17 protein-coding genes are annotated in these 15,791 nt (G+C 72.9%); 15 read left to right on the plus strand and 2 right to left on the minus strand.

Annotated features, from left to right (window positions below; translation table 11 throughout):
- The first annotated feature begins 175 nt into the window (after positions 1-175).
- Entirely contained in the window at positions 176-1,381 is a 1,206-nt protein-coding gene (locus E8D34_RS07590; protein ID WP_240771202.1) for an ammonium transporter, read from the plus strand.
- An 82-nt stretch (positions 1,382-1,463) separates the two neighbouring features.
- Here the strand turns inward: E8D34_RS07590 and E8D34_RS07595 are convergent, their stop codons facing one another.
- Positions 1,464-2,696 (minus strand): Fic family protein, encoded by a 1,233-nt coding sequence (locus E8D34_RS07595; RefSeq protein ID WP_136594002.1) that lies wholly within the window; start codon positions 2,694-2,696, stop codon positions 1,464-1,466.
- 177 nt (positions 2,697-2,873) lie between these two features.
- Here E8D34_RS07595 and rplS point away from each other — a divergent pair, with 177 nt between their 5' ends.
- The 10 genes from rplS (at position 2,874) to E8D34_RS07645 (ending at position 11,469) form a co-directional block, all read left to right on the plus strand.
- Positions 2,874-3,248 carry a 50S ribosomal protein L19 gene (gene rplS, locus E8D34_RS07600; protein ID WP_136594003.1) on the plus strand — a complete coding sequence of 125 codons (375 nt, stop codon included), beginning with the start codon at positions 2,874-2,876 and terminating at the stop codon, positions 3,246-3,248.
- Between the two features lie 133 nt (positions 3,249-3,381).
- The gene (lepB, locus tag E8D34_RS07605) at positions 3,382-4,206 is read left to right on the plus strand and encodes a signal peptidase I (protein ID WP_136594004.1); all 825 of its coding nucleotides are present in this window, start codon (positions 3,382-3,384) and stop codon (positions 4,204-4,206) included.
- A 23-nt stretch (positions 4,207-4,229) separates the two neighbouring features.
- Positions 4,230-4,931, plus strand: a complete 702-nt coding sequence (locus E8D34_RS07610; RefSeq protein WP_136594005.1) for a ribonuclease HII — start codon at positions 4,230-4,232, stop codon at positions 4,929-4,931.
- Positions 4,928-5,236 carry a DUF2469 domain-containing protein gene (locus E8D34_RS07615; RefSeq protein ID WP_136594006.1) on the plus strand — a complete coding sequence of 103 codons (309 nt, stop codon included), beginning with the start codon at positions 4,928-4,930 and terminating at the stop codon, positions 5,234-5,236. Before E8D34_RS07610 ends, E8D34_RS07615 begins: the two co-directional genes overlap by 4 nt.
- 127 nt (positions 5,237-5,363) lie before the next feature.
- Positions 5,364-5,822: a TadE family protein gene (locus tag E8D34_RS07620; protein ID WP_136594007.1), complete on the plus strand. Its 459-nt coding sequence runs from the start codon at positions 5,364-5,366 to the stop codon at positions 5,820-5,822.
- Positions 5,823-5,932: 110 nt separating this feature from the next.
- Positions 5,933-6,349, plus strand: coding sequence for a YraN family protein (locus E8D34_RS07625; protein ID WP_136594008.1), 417 nt, complete (start codon positions 5,933-5,935; stop codon positions 6,347-6,349).
- Positions 6,349-7,953, plus strand: a complete 1,605-nt coding sequence (locus tag E8D34_RS07630) for a YifB family Mg chelatase-like AAA ATPase (RefSeq protein ID WP_136594009.1) — start codon at positions 6,349-6,351, stop codon at positions 7,951-7,953. Before E8D34_RS07625 ends, E8D34_RS07630 begins: the two co-directional genes overlap by 1 nt.
- Positions 7,950-9,110, plus strand: coding sequence for a DNA-protecting protein DprA (locus E8D34_RS07635; protein ID WP_136594010.1), 1,161 nt, complete (start codon positions 7,950-7,952; stop codon positions 9,108-9,110). The genes E8D34_RS07630 and E8D34_RS07635 overlap by 4 nt, the downstream gene beginning before the upstream one ends.
- A gap of 23 nt (positions 9,111-9,133) precedes the next feature.
- Positions 9,134-10,492 carry a deoxyribodipyrimidine photo-lyase gene (locus E8D34_RS07640; protein ID WP_136594011.1) on the plus strand — a complete coding sequence of 453 codons (1,359 nt, stop codon included), beginning with the start codon at positions 9,134-9,136 and terminating at the stop codon, positions 10,490-10,492.
- A 35-nt stretch (positions 10,493-10,527) separates the two neighbouring features.
- The gene (locus E8D34_RS07645; RefSeq protein ID WP_136594012.1) at positions 10,528-11,469 is read left to right on the plus strand and encodes a tyrosine recombinase XerC; all 942 of its coding nucleotides are present in this window, start codon (positions 10,528-10,530) and stop codon (positions 11,467-11,469) included.
- Here E8D34_RS07645 and E8D34_RS07650 read toward each other — a convergent pair.
- Entirely contained in the window at positions 11,417-12,067 is a 651-nt protein-coding gene (locus E8D34_RS07650; RefSeq protein WP_136594013.1) for a M23 family metallopeptidase, read from the minus strand. The two genes, E8D34_RS07645 and E8D34_RS07650, sit on opposite strands and share 53 nt — an antisense overlap.
- Before the next feature lie 151 nt (positions 12,068-12,218).
- On the opposite strand from E8D34_RS07650, the gene E8D34_RS20710 reads away from it, so the two are divergent.
- The 4 genes from E8D34_RS20710 (at position 12,219) to E8D34_RS07665 (ending at position 15,789) form a co-directional block, all read left to right on the plus strand.
- Complete coding sequence (locus E8D34_RS20710) at positions 12,219-12,377, plus strand: hypothetical protein (protein ID WP_168929365.1); 159 nt, start codon at positions 12,219-12,221, stop codon at positions 12,375-12,377.
- A gap of 401 nt (positions 12,378-12,778) precedes the next feature.
- Complete coding sequence (rpsB, locus tag E8D34_RS07655) at positions 12,779-13,636, plus strand: 30S ribosomal protein S2 (RefSeq protein ID WP_206056593.1); 858 nt, start codon at positions 12,779-12,781, stop codon at positions 13,634-13,636.
- A 39-nt stretch (positions 13,637-13,675) separates the two neighbouring features.
- Positions 13,676-14,485, plus strand: coding sequence for a translation elongation factor Ts (gene tsf, locus E8D34_RS07660; RefSeq protein WP_136594015.1), 810 nt, complete (start codon positions 13,676-13,678; stop codon positions 14,483-14,485).
- A 173-nt stretch (positions 14,486-14,658) separates the two neighbouring features.
- Positions 14,659-15,789 carry an SPFH domain-containing protein gene (locus tag E8D34_RS07665; protein WP_136594016.1) on the plus strand — a complete coding sequence of 377 codons (1,131 nt, stop codon included), beginning with the start codon at positions 14,659-14,661 and terminating at the stop codon, positions 15,787-15,789.
- Positions 15,790-15,791: the final 2 nt, after the last annotated feature.

Raw genomic sequence — 15,791 nt, forward strand, 5'->3', positions numbered from 1 at the left:
GTAACAAGCGCGAAACCTCGATCAGGCCTCGGTGAAACCCGGCCCCGCCAACATTCTTGGCACGAAGCGGGCCGGATGACGCTTGCCCGCGGCACCATTCCCGAGATTCTTGTGAGGACTCTGCATGTCTGTAGATCTTTCATGGCAGTTGCTCTGTGCTGCCCTGGTCCTGTTCATGACGCCCGGACTGGCGTTCTTCTACGGCGGCTTGGTGAAGCAGAAGTCCGTCGTCTCGATGATGATGCTGAGCTTCGGCTCGATCGCCGTCGTCACGCTGCTGTACGTCCTGATCGGTGGCACCGGCATCGCCGGTAACGGCACCGACGGCGGCAGCAAGCTCTTCGGCAACCCGTTCCAGGACTTCGCGATGGCCGACCTGATGTCGGGCGTCGGTGGCGGCGAGGCGGGCAACGCCTTCGGTGCCCACGCGTTCCTGGTCGCCTTCTGCATCATCACGGTCGCGCTGGTCTCGGGTGCCGTCGCCGACCGTGCCCGCTTCTGGCCCTGGATGCTCTTCGCGACGCTGTTCACCATCTTCGTGGTGTTCCCGACCTTCCGCTGGATCTGGGGCGTCGACCCCGACGGCAACTTCTACGGCTGGCTCGCCAACGACGTCTGGGGCCTCGGCACCGGCGCGCTCGACTGGGCCGGTGGCACCGTGATCCACCAGTCCGCCGGTGCTGCCGCGCTGGCTCTCGCCCTGGTGCTGGGCAAGCGCAAGGTCGGCTTCTCCAAGGAGGAGGCGATCCCGCACAACGTCCCGCTGGTGCTGATCGGTGCCGCGATCCTGTGGTTCGGCTGGTACGGCTTCAACACCGGTGTCTACGGCGCCGACGAGGGCCAGACCTCGCTGATCTTCTTCAACACCCTGGTCGCCCCGGCCGCCGCTCTGCTCGGCTGGATCGCCGTGGAGCACTTCAAGGAGGGCAAGGCCACCGCGGTCGGCGCCGCCTCCGGCATCGTGACCGGTCTGGTCGCCATCACCCCGGCGTGCGCGTTCCTGACCCCGATCTGGGCGATGATCCTCGGCCTGGTCTCCGGCGCCATCTGCGCCTTCGCGGTCGACCTGAAGTTCAAGCTCGGCTTCGACGACACCCTCGACGTGGTGGGCATCCACCTCGTGGCCGGTTTCATCGGCTGCCTCTGGGTCGGCATCTTCGGTGCCGAGGCGCTGACCGGCGGCAGCCTGGTCTTCGGCGGCGAGATCAAGCTCTTCCTCGCCCAGCTGTTCTCCTCGCTGACCGTGATCGCGTTCTCCTTCGCCGTCTCGTTCGTCTTCGCCATGGCGATCGAGAAGACGATCGGCTTCCGCGCCAAGGAGGAGGACGAGGTCGCCGGCCTCGACCTCGCGCTCCACGGCGAGGGCTACGCGCTCAACTGATCGCGTCGCCTGCGCCGACGCAGCACGCAGCAGGCCCGTCCCGGTCTCCCCGGGGCGGGCCTGCTGGCATGTCGGGCGGAGGTCAGGCCTGGGTGCGCATCCGACGGCTCGACGCGCGGATCCGCTCGCTGAGGTGCTCCACCTCGCCGAGGACCTCCTTCGCCAGCCACACCGGCGACCGCCGCGAGCGGGGTGCCCTGGCCAGCACGCCGTCGGAGACGAGCTGCTGGAAGAGCGCCTTCGCGTCCTCCGGTGCCAGCCCGAGCCGCTCCACGACCAGGTCGACGTTGACGATCGGCTCCTCCGTCAGCAGGTCCAGCAGCCGGAAGGGCGGCGTGCCCGGCCGGGTGACGCCGGTCCGCTCCTGCCAGCCCTCGCGGATCTCCCGGATGGTCGTCGCCGTGGTCCAGGACTCCGCGGCGGCGATCGACGCGGCGCTGGCCAGCATCGCGATGATCGTGTGCGCCCGCCCGGCGCGGTAGTCGTCGAGCGCCGCGAAGTACCGGTCGCGGTGGGCGACCAGGGCCGAGGCGACCGGCACGGTCAGGTGCTTGGTCACGCGACGCCGGCGCAGCACGGCGTGGATCAGCGTGCGCCCGATCCGCCCGTTGCCGTCGATGAACGGGTGGATCGACTCGAACTGCGCGTGCACGATCGCCGCCTGCGCGACCGGGGCGAGGTCGTCGCGGTTCGCGAACGCGAACAGGTCGGCGAGGTAGTCCGGCACGGTCTCCGGCGGCGGCGGCACGTGCAGCGCCCCGCGGGGGGAGTAGTCGCTGCCGCCGACCCAGTTCTGCGTGGTGCGGTACCGGCCGGCCCGGTGGGCCTCGTGGGGGTTGCGGGCCATCAGGTCGTGGTGCGCCTCGAGGACCGCCTCGCTGCGCACCTTCCGGGTCCGACCCGCGTCGTTGATCATCCGGGTCAGCGCCGCGGTGGCCGACGCCATGGAGATCGCCGAGGAGCTGGCGCCGACGCCGAGGAGCGCGCGTCCGTAGTCGGCGAGCCCGGCGTCGACGTTCTCGATCTTGGAGGAGTCGATCGACTCGGTGCGCAGCTGGAGCGGGTTCAGCTCCATCAGCGTCCGGCCGTGCACCAGGTCGAGGTGGCCCAGGTTGCCCGCGCTCGCGGTGGTCATCGCCGCGAGCGGCCGCTCCAGCTCGAGGTCCAGGTCGGCGATCATCGGGGGCAGCGCGACCCGGACCTCCCGGACCTGCTTGTCGGCCCGGGGGCCGCGCACGGTGCGCTGGCGCCAGGGGCGGACCTCGTAGGTGTGCGGTGCCCAGTCGAGCGGTACGGCGGTCGCGGGCTCCGTCATGGCGCCATCCTCGCAGCCGGGCCGACGCCCCCTGGCGATTTCGCCAGGCCGCAGCCGCGTGGGATGATTCTTCGTCGGCACCGCGGACGCTTCTGCCACAGGGGAATCGTCGGACGCGGATGCCCCCGCATTCGAACCACGACCGCGGTTGACCTGTGGCACTCGCGAGGAGCAATCATGAGCAACGCCCCGTCCGTCGCCGGTCGCAGCGTCGTCGCCGAGCTCGGCAACGCCACCAAGCGCACCGACATCCCCGCCTTCCGCGCCGGTGACACCGTCAAGGTGCACGTCAAGGTCGTCGAGGGCAACCGTTCCCGCGTCCAGGTCTTCCAGGGCGTCGTGATCCGCATGCACGGTGCCGGCATCGGCCGCACCTTCACCGTCCGCAAGGTCTCCTTCGGTGTCGGCGTCGAGCGGACCTTCCCGCTGCACTCGCCGATCTTCGAGACCATCGAGGTCGTCACCCGCGGTGACGTCCGCCGGGCGAAGCTGTACTACCTGCGCAACCTGCGCGGCAAGGCCGCCAAGATCAAGGAGCGTCGCGAGGCCTGAGCCACGCCGCTTCGAGACGACCTCCGACCCGTCCGGGTCGGGGGTCGTCTCGTCTTTTCCGGGCACTCGGCGGACCGTGCGCTCGGCGAGGCCGTCGTCCGGCCCGACCGGTTGGTGCCTACACTCGTCCACCGTGACCACTGAAGTCCCCGACGTCCCGAACGGCTCGGCTGCGACGGGGGACCCGATCGGCTCGGGATCGTCCGGCGGCCGGCGCCGCGCGAAGCGCAGCCGCAAGCCGCTCCCGGTGTGGCAGGAGAGCATCCTGCTGCTCGCTGTGGCGCTGGGACTGGCGGTCGTGATCAAGGCGCTCTTCGTCCAGGCGTTCTACATCCCCTCGGAGTCGATGGAGCCGGGGTTGATCAAGAACGACCGGATCCTCGTGGAGAAGCCGTCGTACTGGTTCGGGCGCTCCCCGCAGCGCGGCGACGTGGTGGTCTTCGAGGACCCGGGCGGCTGGCTGGGGGCCACGGACGAGCGGGGGCCGACCGGCATGGCGAACCTGCTCTCCAAGGTGGGGCTGTACCCGACGGGCGGTCACCTGGTGAAGCGGGTCATCGGCGTCGAGGGGGACGTCGTCCGCTGCTGCACCAAGAAGGGCCAGATCGTCATCAACGGCGAGCCTGTCGACGAGAGCTCGTTCCTCGCCGACGATCCCGGCGAGTGCGACGCCGAGCGGGCCGACCTCGGCTTCCGCCGGATGTGCAACTGGACCATCGGACCGATCCCGGCGCACAAGGTGCTGGTGATGGGGGACAACCGCAGCAACTCGCGCGACGCCCGCGCCCACATGTGCCGCCCCAACCAGGATCCGTGCACCGACAGCCCCTGGGTGGACACCAGCCGGGTGGTGGGCAAGGTCTTCGCGCTGGTCTGGCCGCAGGACCGGTGGAAGTGGATCAGCCGCCCCGAGGCGTTCGCGGACGTGCCGGACGCCGAACCGGCCGGCGACGACTGACGGAGGGACCGGGTGGACGGGCGATGAGCACCGCGCCGAGCCTGCGCGTCGTACGCCGGATGATGCGCGGTGGCCTCGCCTCCGTGGCCGGCGTCGACGAGGTCGGTCGGGGAGCGCTGTGCGGACCCGTCACCGTCGCGGTCGTCCAGGTGACCGAGGCGACCCGGAGCGCACCTCAGGGCGTGCGGGACAGCAAGCTGCTGACCGCGGACGCCCGCGCGCGGCTGGCGCCCAGGATCCGGCGCTGGGCGCCGCACGGCGTCGGGCACGCCAGCCCGGCCGAGATCGACGAGTACGGCGTCATCGTGGCGCTGCGGCTGGCCGGCCACCGAGCGCTGGCGGCGCTGCCGGAACCGCCGGCGGCGGTGCTGCTCGACGGCAACCACGACTACCTCACCGCCCCCGAGCAGGACGCCTTGTTCGCGCCGCCGGACCTGTTGGCGCAGACGCCGCCGGTGGTGACGATGGTCAAGGCCGACCTGCGGTGCGCGGCCGTGGCCGCGGCCAGCATCCTGGCCAAGACCGAGCGGGACACGATCATGGCGGGCCTCGCCGCGGACTTCCCCGAGTACGGCTGGGCGGCGAACAAGGGGTACGCGGCGCCGGACCACCTGGCCGCGCTGAGTCGGCTGGGACCCACCCCCCACCATCGCGTCTCCTGGCGGCTGCCGGGGCTAGGATCGGTCGCGCAGGAGGCAGTCGTCGTGGGGGAGGAAGTCGTATGAGCGCTGAGGACCTCGAGCGGTACGAGACCGAGCAGGAGCTCAACCTCTACCGGGAGTACCGCGACGTCGTCGGGATCTTCAAGTACGTCGTGGAGACCGACCGTCGGTTCTACCTGTGCAACTCCGTCGACGTGAAGGCCCGCTCGGAGGGCGGCGACGTCTTCTTCGAGGTCTCGATCTCCGATGCCTGGGTGTGGGACATGTACCGTCCCGCGCGCTTCGCGAAGAGCGTCAAGGTGCTGACCTTCAAGGACGTCAACGTCGAGGAGCTGGCCACCTCCGACTTCGAGCCGCCGAAGGGCTGAGCGCCCGGCCCTCCGGCTCGGCGGTTCGGCGGTTCGGTCGATATCCGCCCCACGCGTCCCGCACGCCACTACGCTTCAGCCCATCTGGGGCGCGGGGGAGGCGCCCGGGGGGAGCAGAGGTGGGGGCATGTTGCGTTCGTACGGCGCCGCGGTGCGCTTTCGGCGAGGGTCCGGCGCGTCGCGCCGTCGCGGTCGCGGAGCCGCCGCGGTCGAGTTCGCCCTCGTGCTGCCGATCCTGCTGTACCTGGTCTTCGGGGTGATCGACTTCGGCGTCGCGCTCTCCTTCCGCCAGTCGGTGAGCCAGGCGGCCGCCGAAGGGGCGCGGGCGGCGGCCGTCCAGGTCGACCCCAGCCTGCGTCAGGACGACTCGGTGGCGGCGATCGAGAGCGCGCTGAGCGGGACCGGCAAGTCCTGCTCGTCGGCGGGGATGACCTGCGGCTTCGAGGCGGCCCCGGCGTCCTGCCCGGCGTGCGTGAAGGTCAGCGTCTCCTACGACTACAAGGAGTACCCGCTGATCCCGTCGGTCCCCGGCTTCGGGATCCTCTTCGACACCTTCTCCCACTCGGTGATGATCCGCACCAGCTGACCCGGTTGTCGGCGCCTCCCCTGGGGACGGCGGCCGGCGTCCACATCCGGTCCGTCGACGGGCCCGGCGCGCGGGCCGACCTCGACATCCTCCTGCCAGGAGGTAGGACGATGACGGATGCGGTGGACATCGGGTCGGGCGCGGACCGGCCCTCCCCGGGCAGGGTCCCGGACCGGCGCCGGCAGGCGCTGGGCGCCTACGGCGAGGACGTGGCCGCGCGGCACCTGACCGCCGCCGGCCTCGTGCTGCTCGACCGGAACTGGCGGTGCGCCGAGGGCGAGATCGACCTCGTCCTCCGGGCAGGTCGCACCCTGGTGGTCTGCGAGGTGAAGACCCGCAGCAGCCTGGCCTCGGGCACCCCGCACGAGGCGATCACCGACGCCAAGCTGGACCGGCTCAAGCGGCTGGGCGAACGCTGGGTCGAGGAGCACGGCATCCGCCCGGACGGGATCCGGATCGACCTGGTGGCGGTGCTCCGCCCCCGACGCGGACCGGCCGTCGTCGACCACGTGGCGGGGCTGCTCTGATGGGCGTCGCCTCGGCCAACGCGGTCGCGCTGCGCGGCGCGCTGGGCCACCTGATCGACGTGGAGGCCGACGTCTCGACCGGTCAGGCAGGGGTGCTGGTGGTCGGCCGGGCGGACGCGGCGCTGCGCGAGGGCCAGGAGCGGGTCCGGATGGCCGTGATCAACAGCGGGCTGGAGTGGCCCACCAGCAAGCGGGTCACCGTGCTGCTCGCCCCGGCCGACCTGCCGAAGTCGGGCACGCACTTCGACCTGGCGATGGCGATGGCGGTGCTGGCCGCGGACGACCAGGTGGATCCGATGGCGCTCGCCGGCACCGTCTTCGTCGGCGAGCTGACCCTGGCCGGCGGGCTGCGCCCGGCGCTCGGCGTGCTGCCGATGGTCCTGGCCGCCGCCGAGCGCGGGATCCGCCGCGCCTTCGTCCCCGAGACGCAGGTCGAGGAGGCCGCGCTGGTGCCCGGGGTCAGCGTCTACGGCGTGCGCTCGCTGGGGCAGGTGGTCGCCCAGCTGCGGGGCGAGGAGATCCCGCAGGCGCCGCCGGTGGCCGGCGCCTCCGGCACCCCGTTGCTCACCTGGCGCGGCGAGGAGCGGCTCGAGGAGCTCGACCTCGCCGACCTGGTGGGGATGACGGATGAGAAGTACGCCCTCGAGGTCGCCGCGGCCGGTGGCCACCCGCTGCTGCTCTCCGGCGCCAAGGGGTCGGGCAAGACCAGCCTCGCCGAGCGGATCCCGACGATCCTCCCCGACCTCGCTCCCGAGGAGTCCCTCGAGCTGACCGCGATCCACTCCCTGGCCGGGGTGCTGAGCCCGGGGGCGGGGCTGCTGCGCCGGCCACCCTTCGCGGCCCCGCACCACGACGCCAGCAAGGCCAGCCTGATCGGCGGCGGCACCGGCATGGTGCGGCCGGGGGCGATCTCCCAGGCGCACGCCGGGGTGCTCTTCCTCGACGAGTTCGCGCTCTTCCGCAGCGACGTGATCGAGGCACTGCGCCAGCCGCTGGAGAGCGGCGAGATCACCGTCGCCCGGCGCGAGGAGTCGGTGACCCTACCGGCGCGCACGATCCTGGTGCTCGCCGCCAATCCGTGTCCCTGCGGTGACTACGTCCCCGGCCGGGGACGGCACGGCTGCACCTGCCCCGAACGGCTCCGCCGCGACTACCGGCGCAGGGTGTCGGGCCCGATCGCCGACCGGATCGACATCACGCGGCACGTGCTCGCGCCCACGCCGGCGGCCCGGGACCGCTTCGCCGCTCCGGAGACCTCCGCGGAGGTCCGGTCCCGGGTCGCGGCGGCCCGCGACCGGCAGGCGGACCGGTTCGCCGGCCGCAGCTGGCGGCTCAACAGCCAGGTCCCCGGCCCGCGGCTGGCCGACGACTTCGCCGTCGACGCCGAGGCCCGGGCGCACCTGGACCGCCTGATGTACGACGGCCGGCTCAGCGCGCGGGGCGTGGTCCGGGTGCTCCGACTGGCCTGGACCGTCGCGGACCTCCGCGCGGCCGGCGAGGGGCGCCGGCCGGACAGGACGGATGTCGAGGTCGCGCTGCGGCTGCGGGCCGGTGACCCGCTCGACCTGCCCACCCTCGGCGCGGCGTCACGGGTCGGCCGATGAGTACCACGACGAGCGCCGGGACGAGCGCCGGGGCGAGCGCCGACCGGCTGGCCCGGGTGGCGCTCAACGCGGCGGCCGAGCCCGGCGACATGGTGTTCACCGGGCTGGTGGACGAGCTGGGCGCGGCCGAGCTGGTCCGCACCCTGACCGAGAACCCCGACCACAGCGACCTGTTGAGCGCCGTCGCCGGCCGGCTCGCGCGAGTGGACCCGGCGGGGGTGCTGGAGCGAGCGGACGCGGCCGGCTACCGGTTCCTCACCCCCGAGGACGACGAGTGGCCCGCGGGGCTCGCGGACCTCGGCGCCGCGGGTGCCGTCAACGAGCGCGGCGGGGTGCCGATCGGGCTCTGGGCACGAGGGCCGCGCCGGCTCGACGAGCTGGCCGCGGGCCTGGCGGTGGTCGGTGCGCGCTCGGCGACCAGCTACGGCGACCGGGTCGCCGGCGACCTCGCCGCCGTGGTCGGCCAGGCCGGGTTCCCGGTCGTCTCCGGGGCGGCGTACGGGATCGACCACGCGGCCCATCGTGGGGCGCTGGCCGCGGGCGCCCCGACGCTCGCCGTGCTGGCCTGCGGGGTCGACCGCTGCTATCCGCTGGCGCACCGCCCGCTCCTGGAGCACCTGGCCGCGGAGCACCTGGTGATCTCCGAGGCGCCGCCGGGCGCCGCGCCGCACCGGGTCCGTTTCCTGGCCCGCAACCGGCTGATCGCGGCGCTGAGCCGGGGCACGGTCGTCGTGGAGGCGGCGGTGCGCAGCGGCGCGCTGAACACCCTCAACTGGGCGCAGCGGATGCACCGGGTCACGATGGGCGTGCCCGGCCCGGTCACCCAGGCGACCTCGGAGGGGGTGCACCACCAGATCCGCACCGGCGGGGCGACCCTGGTCACCGGCGGACAGGACGTCCTGGAGCTGATCGGGGCCGCCGGGAGCCATCTGCTGGAGGAGCCACGGGCCGAGCCCGCCGCGCGCGACCGGCTCCGGGTGCGGCAGCGACAGGTCCTGGACGCCGTCCCGGTCGCCCGACCGGCCACGGCCGGGTCGATCGCCCTGGTCGCGGGCCTCGCGGTGACCGAGGTGTACCGGACGCTGCGCCACCTCCAGGAGCACGGCTTCGTCGAGCACACCCGTGGTGGGTGGCGGCTCGCGACGAACGCACCCTAGGAGCGTCTTCCTAGGGTGGGTGCGTGAGCACATCCGTCCTGTGGTTCCGCCGAGACCTGCGGTTGCGCGACCACCCCGCGCTGGCGGAGGCCGCCGCTGCCGGGCCGGTGGCCGGGCTCTTCGTCCTCGACCCGCGCCTGTGGGCCGGCGCCGGCGACGTGCGGCGGGCCTGGCTGGCCGCCTGCCTGCGGTCCCTCGACGACTCGATGCAGGGGCGGCTGATCGTCCGCTGGGGCGACCCGGCCGCCGAGGTGCCCGCGCTGGCCCGGGCCGTCGACGCCGACCGGGTGCTGGTCACCGGCGAGTGCACGCCCTACGGCGCCGCGCGGGACGGCCGGGTCAGGGACGCGCTGGGTACGATCCGGCTGGACGAGGTGGGCACGCCGTACGCGGTGGCGCCGGGCACGGTCCGCAACCGCGCGGGGGACCCCTACCGGGTCTTCACCCCGTTCTCCCGGGCCTGGCGCGAGGTGCCGGTCGCCGGCCCGCTGTCGGCCCCCGACGTCGACTGGCTCGGGGATCCCGAGGACGGCGCCGATGCCACTCGGCGGGCGCACGAGGCGCTCCGGTCGGCGCTGGACCCGGCCCCCGCGAGCCTGCCGCCCGCGGGGGAGGACGCGGCGCTCGAGCGCTGGCGTGCCTTCGCCGGCTCCGACCTCGCCGACTACGCCGACGCGCGCGACCTCCCCGCCGCCGACCGCACCTCGCGGATGTCGCCGTACCTGCGGTTCGGCGTGGTCCATCCGCGCCAGCTGCTGCACCAGGTGCGCAGCCACCGGGGCGAGGGGCGGCAGACCTACGAGAACGAGCTGGCCTGGCGCGAGTTCTATGCCGACGTCCTGCTGCACCAGCCGGCCTCCGCGTGGAGTGACCTGCGCCCCCTCGGCCTCGCGTACGACGATCCCGGGCCCGAGCTGGAGGCGTGGCGGCGGGGGCGCACCGGCTTCCCCGTCGTGGACGCCGGCATGCGGCAGCTGCTGGCCGAGGGGTGGATGCACAACCGGGTCCGGATGATCACCGCGAGCTTCCTCACCAAGGACCTGCACGCCTGGTGGCCGGTCGGTGCCCGGCACTTCCTCGCCCATCTCCTCGACGGTGACCTCGCCTCGAACAACCACGGCTGGCAGTGGGTCGCCGGCACCGGCACGGACGCTGCGCCGTACTTCCGGGTCTTCAACCCGATCTCCCAGGGCCTGCGATTCGACCCCGGCGGCGACTACGTGCGGCGCTGGGTCCCCGAGCTCGCCCACCTGCCCGGCAAGGTGGCCCACGAGCCGTGGCGGCATCCGGACGGCTACGCCCACGGCTACCCCGAGCGGATCGTCGACCACGACGAGGAACGACGCGACGCGCTGGCCCGCTACCAGGCCGCGCGCGCCTGAGCCGGTTCGCGGCCGGCCTTCCCTACGATCGAGCCGTGAGCGGCAGCCAGGGGCAGGAGTCGGCGCTGGTCGAGTCCTGGGCCCGGCTGCTGGGGGAGTACGAGCGGCACCTCGTCGGGGAGCGCGACCTGGCGCCGCACACGGTCACCGCCTACCTGGGCGACGTCGGCGGGCTGCTCGAGCACGCCCAGCGCTCCGGGATCACCGAGGCGGCCGGCCTCGACCTGCGCCTGCTGCGCAGCTGGCTGGCCAAGCAGCAGAGCATGGGCCTGGGACGCACCACCCTGGCCCGCCGCGCGACCGCTGCCCGGGTCTTCACAGCCTGGCTGGAGCGCACGGGTCGCACCGCGACCGACGTCGGCTCCGCGCTCGGCTCGCCCAAGCCGCACCGCACGCTGCCGGCGGTGCTCCGTGTCGAGGAGGCCCGCGAGCTGGTTCGGGCCACGGCGGAGCGGGCCGACGACGGCACCCCGACCGGCCTGCGCGATGCCGCGCTGATCGAGCTGCTCTACGCGACCGGGATGCGGGTGGGGGAGCTGGTAGGGCTCGACGTCGACGACCTCGACCGCGACCGCAACGTGGTCCGGGTGCTCGGCAAGGGCCGCAAGGAGCGCACCGTCCCGTTCGGGATCCCCGCCGCCCGGGCCGTGGACGCCTGGCTGGTGCGCGGACGACCCGCGCTGACGCGGCCCGGCTCCGGGCCGGCACTCTTCCTCGGCGCCCGCGGCGGGCGGATCGACCAGCGCGCCGTCCGCACCCTGGTGCACCGCCGCCTCGAGGACGTCCCCGGCGCCCCGGACCTCGGGCCGCACGGCCTGCGGCACAGCGCGGCCACGCACCTGCTCGAGGGCGGGGCGGACCTGCGCTCGGTCCAGGAGCTGCTCGGCCACGCCTCACTGGCCACCACCCAGCGCTACACCCACGTCACCACGGACCGGCTGCGGCGCGCCTACCGACAGGCGCACCCACGAGCCTGAGCGGTGGGTCCAGGCCGGGCGCCGAGGCGGGCGCCGGGCCGAGCGTGAACGTGAACCGAGGGTCGAGGGCGGGCGCGGCCGACCACAGCGGCAGCAGCCGCACCGGCGCCGCCCCCACGAGTGACAGCGGATCCAGGTAGGTCTCGCCGGCGATCAGGCCCCAGTGCAGACAGGCCCGCGGGAAGCAGTGGGAACCCACCAGCCCCAACCGGCCCAGCGCGTCTCCGGCCGTCACCTCCTGCCCGACCCGCACGACCGCGGTCACCGGCTGGTAGGTGGTGCGGGTCGCGCCGTGGTCGACGACCACCACCCCGCGACCCGCCACGCGCCCGGCGAAGCTCACCCGACCGGGCAGCGCGGCGCGGACCGTCGCGCCGGGCGCGGCCACCAGGTCCACCCCGCGGTGGCCGGCGCCGTACGGCATGCCGGGCGGGTCGAACCGCGCGGCCACCGCAGGAGCCGGGCGCAGCGGCCAGGTCGCGACCGGGTCGGGGTCGGCGGTGGCCGCCGGCGGGACGGCCGCGAGGGCCAGCAGGACCAGGAGGAGCGCCAGGGCGGCGAGGCGCGACGAGCGTCGCAGGGCGAGGAGGGAGCGCATGCGGGGAGCGTGCCCGGCGGCGCCGTGATCGACGACCCCGGCGGCCCGGCCTGGGGATGACGGCGGGGTCGAGGCATGCCTGTGGACGATCTGGGTACGGTCCGCGGCGCCTGACCGTCCACCAGGGCGGTCACCCACGAAAGGAGAAGTCTTGCCTCTGTGGCTCGTCCTCATCATCGCCGGCCTCGTCGTCCTGGTCCTCGGCCTCGCCGGCCTCGGCCAGTTCTTCATCTACCTCGGGCTGATCGGTGCCGTGGTCGGCGTCGTCCTGGTGATGGTCGGCAGGGGAGAACGGCGGGTCGGTGGCTGACCGCCACCGTCCCTCCGCGCGTCGTACGCCCCCGTCGTACGCTCGAGGCCCGCACCAGCGCTCCCGCCGGTGCGGGCCTCGCTGTGCTGCGGGGCCGCCGCTCGCGCTCGCGGATTGGTGACGGGGTGCCGCACCGGCGTAGAGTGACGGACGCAATCCTCAGGGATTGACTTCGCACGTCCGCACACCGCGACGGGTCCTGCACCTCCGGGGGTCCGAACCATCGTGGGCGTCGATCCTCAGTCCGCCCGGCTCGCCGGGCGGTCGGATCGCGCGCGGGCGTCAGGGCCGAGGGCACCTGCCCGAGGCAGCAACTGAAAACCAACAGCGAGTCCGCCCGGTCCGGCCTGGTTCAAGGTCGGGCACAACGGTGCGCGGACTCCACCACCAGGAGAAACATCATGGCAGTCGTCACCATGCGCCAGCTGCTCGAGAGCGGCGTGCACTTCGGACACCAGACCCGTCGCTGGAACCCGAAGATGAAGCGCTTCATCATGACCGAGCGCAACGGCATCTACATCATCGACCTGCAGCAGTCGCTGGCCTACATCGACCGCGCCTACGCGTTCATCAAGGACACCGTCGCCAAGGGCGGTTCGATCATGTTCGTGGGCACCAAGAAGCAGGCCCAGGAGGCCATCGCCGAGCAGGCGACCCGCGTCGGCATGCCCTACGTGAACCAGCGGTGGCTGGGCGGCATGCTCACCAACTTCCAGACCGTGCACCAGCGGATCAACCGCCTGAAGGAGCTCGACGAGCTCAACTTCGACGACGTCGCCGGCTCGGGCCGCACCAAGAAGGAGCTCCTCCAGCTCAAGCGCGAGCGCGACAAGCTGGACAAGACCCTCGGTGGTATCCGCGAGATGACCCGCACCCCCTCCGCGGTGTGGATCGTGGACACCAAGAAGGAGCACCTCGCCGTCGAGGAGGCGCGCAAGCTCCGGATCCCGATCATCGGCATCCTGGACACCAACTGCGACCCCGACGAGGTCGACTTCCCGATCCCGGGCAACGACGACGCCATCCGCGCCGTGGGCCTGCTGACCCGGGTCATCGCCGACGCTGCCGCGGAGGGCCTCATCGCCCGCTCCGGTGGCAAGGGCGAGGGCGCCGCGACCGCCGCCGAGGAGCCGCTGGCCGAGTGGGAGCGCGAGCTCCTGGCCCAGGGCGAGAACGCCGAGGCGCCCGCCGCCGAGGCCCCCGCCGCCGAGGCCCCCGCCGCTGAGGCCGCCGAGGCCGAGGCTCCGGCCGAGGCCTGATCCGCTCCCGTACACCGACGTACCTGAAGAGGAACACACATGGCTTACACCGCTGCCGACGTCAAGAAGCTCCGTGAGCTGACCCAGGCCGGCATGATGGACTGCAAGAAGGCCCTCGACGAGGTCGACGGCGACTTCGACAAGGCCGTCGAGCTGCTCCGGGTCAAGGGTGCGGCGAAGGCCGCCGCTCGCGCCGCCGAGCGCGAGGCCTCCGCCGGTCTGGTCGCTGCCTCCGGCAGCGCCCTGATCAGCCTCAAGGCCGAGACCGACTTCGTCGCCAAGAACGAGGCGTTCATCAACGCCGCCCAGGCGATCGCGGACGCCGCGAACGAGGCGAAGATCGGCGACGCCGAGGCGCTCAAGGCCGTCTCGCTCGGCGACAAGACCGTCGGCGAGACCGTCGACGAGCTCGCCCGCACCATCGGCGAGAAGATCGAGCTCGGCGAGGTCGCGTACTTCGACGGCAACACCACGGTCTACCTGCACAAGAAGGCCTCCGACCTGCCCCCGACCCTCGGCGTCCTCGTCGAGTTCGAGGGTGACGAGGCCGCGGCCAAGCAGGCCGCCCAGCAGGCCGCCGCGCTCAAGGCGCAGTACCTCACCTCCGACGAGGTCCCCGCGGACGTCGTCGAGAAGGAGAAGGACGTGCTGACCAAGAAGACGCTGGAGGAGGGCAAGCCGGAGGCTGCCGTCGCCCGCATCGTCGAGGGTCGCATCGGCGCCTTCTTCAAGGAGATCGTGCTGCTCGACCAGGAGTCGGTCTTCGAGTCCAAGAAGTCGGTGAAGCAGGTCCTCGACGCCGCCAACACCTCGGTCTCGCGGTTCGCCCGCTTCGAGGTCGGCGCCTGAGGCATCCCGCCTCCGTCGTACGACGGCCGGTCGTCACGCAGCAGCGTGACGACCGGCCGTCGGCCTTTTCCGCCCGAATCTGCGGGGTCGGACGCGGCCGCGCAGGGTAGGTTCGAGCCGCAGGAGGGCCGGTCGTCGGTCCTCCGACCGGACCGAAGGGGCAGGCAAGCCAGATGGGCTTCATGGACAAGGTCCGCGGCCAGTTCGTCGACATCATCGAGTTCCTCGACGAGAGCCGCGACACCATCGTGTGGCGCTTCCCGCGCCAGGGCAACGAGATCAAGATGGGGGCTCAGCTCGTCGTCCGCGAGGGTCAGACGGCGGTCTTCGTCAACGAGGGTCAGATCGCCGACACGTTCACGCCCGGCACCTACACGCTGGAGACCCAGAACCTGCCGATCCTGTCCACGCTGAAGGGCTGGAAGTACGGGTTCAACTCGCCGTTCAAGGCCGAGGTGTACTTCGTGGGCACCCGCCTCTACACCGACTTCAAGTGGGGCACGAAGAACCCGATCACGCTGCGTGACGCCGAGTTCGGCATGGTGCGGCTGCGGGCCTTCGGCACCTACGCCCTCCAGGTCACCGACGCCGCCGCGCTGCTGCGCGAGCTGGTCGGCACCGACCCGCAGTTCCGCACCGACGAGGTCTCGGAGTTCCTGCGCCAGAACGTCGTCAGCCAGGTCGCGACCTCGCTGGGCAACGCCAACATCCCGATGCTCGACCTGGCCGCGCACCAGGACACCATCGCGTCCAACCTGGCCGAGACGCTGACCGGCAACCTGCGGTCCATGGGCGTCAGCATCCCGCGGTTCGTGATCGAGAACGTCTCGCTCCCGCCCGAGGTGGAGAAGGTCCTGGACAAGCGCACCTCGATGGGGGTGCTGGGCAACCTCGACCAGTACACGAAGTTCCAGGCGGCCGAGGCGATCGAGGACGCCGCCCAGAACCCGGGCGGCGGCGCGGGCGCCGGTGTCGGCCTGGGCATGGGCATGGCGGTCGGCCAGCAGATGGCCGGCGCGCTCAACCCGAACGCTCCCCAGGGCGGTCAGTCGGCGCCGCAGGGCGGCGCGCCCGTGCCGCCGCCGCTGCCGCCGACCGAGAAGCCGTGGTACCTGGCCGTCGGCGGCCAGCAGGTCGGCCCGGTCGGGCTCGGTGACCTCCCCGCCAAGGTGAGCGCCGGTGACCTCACGCCGGCCACCCTGGTCTGGCAGGAGGGGATGGCGGCCTGGACGGCCGCGGTCGAGGTCCAGGCGCTGCGGCACCTGTTCCCGGTGGCCCCGCCGCCGCTCCCGCCGCAGGCCTGAGC

Source organism: Nocardioides sp. GY 10113, assembly GCF_004919105.1.
Classification (GTDB): Bacteria; Actinomycetota; Actinomycetes; order Propionibacteriales; family Nocardioidaceae; genus Nocardioides.

What these genes read in the sequence shown, in the direction of transcription:
- E8D34_RS07590 (WP_240771202.1), top strand. Translation starts at nt 176, where the DNA reads ATGACGCCCGGACTGGCGTTCTTCTACGGCGGCTTGGTGAAGCAGAAG.
- E8D34_RS07595 (WP_136594002.1), bottom strand. Translation starts at nt 2,696, where the DNA reads ATGACGGAGCCCGCGACCGCCGTACCGCTCGACTGGGCACCGCACACC.
- rplS (WP_136594003.1), top strand. Translation starts at nt 2,874, where the DNA reads ATGAGCAACGCCCCGTCCGTCGCCGGTCGCAGCGTCGTCGCCGAGCTC.
- E8D34_RS07610 (WP_136594005.1), top strand. Translation starts at nt 4,230, where the DNA reads ATGAGCACCGCGCCGAGCCTGCGCGTCGTACGCCGGATGATGCGCGGT.
- E8D34_RS07615 (WP_136594006.1), top strand. Translation starts at nt 4,928, where the DNA reads ATGAGCGCTGAGGACCTCGAGCGGTACGAGACCGAGCAGGAGCTCAAC.
- E8D34_RS07620 (WP_136594007.1), top strand. Translation starts at nt 5,364, where the DNA reads ATGTTGCGTTCGTACGGCGCCGCGGTGCGCTTTCGGCGAGGGTCCGGC.
- E8D34_RS07625 (WP_136594008.1), top strand. Translation starts at nt 5,933, where the DNA reads ATGACGGATGCGGTGGACATCGGGTCGGGCGCGGACCGGCCCTCCCCG.
- E8D34_RS07630 (WP_136594009.1), top strand. Translation starts at nt 6,349, where the DNA reads ATGGGCGTCGCCTCGGCCAACGCGGTCGCGCTGCGCGGCGCGCTGGGC.
- E8D34_RS07635 (WP_136594010.1), top strand. Translation starts at nt 7,950, where the DNA reads ATGAGTACCACGACGAGCGCCGGGACGAGCGCCGGGGCGAGCGCCGAC.
- E8D34_RS07650 (WP_136594013.1), bottom strand. Translation starts at nt 12,067, where the DNA reads ATGCGCTCCCTCCTCGCCCTGCGACGCTCGTCGCGCCTCGCCGCCCTG.
- rpsB (WP_206056593.1), top strand. Translation starts at nt 12,779, where the DNA reads ATGGCAGTCGTCACCATGCGCCAGCTGCTCGAGAGCGGCGTGCACTTC.
- tsf (WP_136594015.1), top strand. Translation starts at nt 13,676, where the DNA reads ATGGCTTACACCGCTGCCGACGTCAAGAAGCTCCGTGAGCTGACCCAG.
- E8D34_RS07665 (WP_136594016.1), top strand. Translation starts at nt 14,659, where the DNA reads ATGGGCTTCATGGACAAGGTCCGCGGCCAGTTCGTCGACATCATCGAG.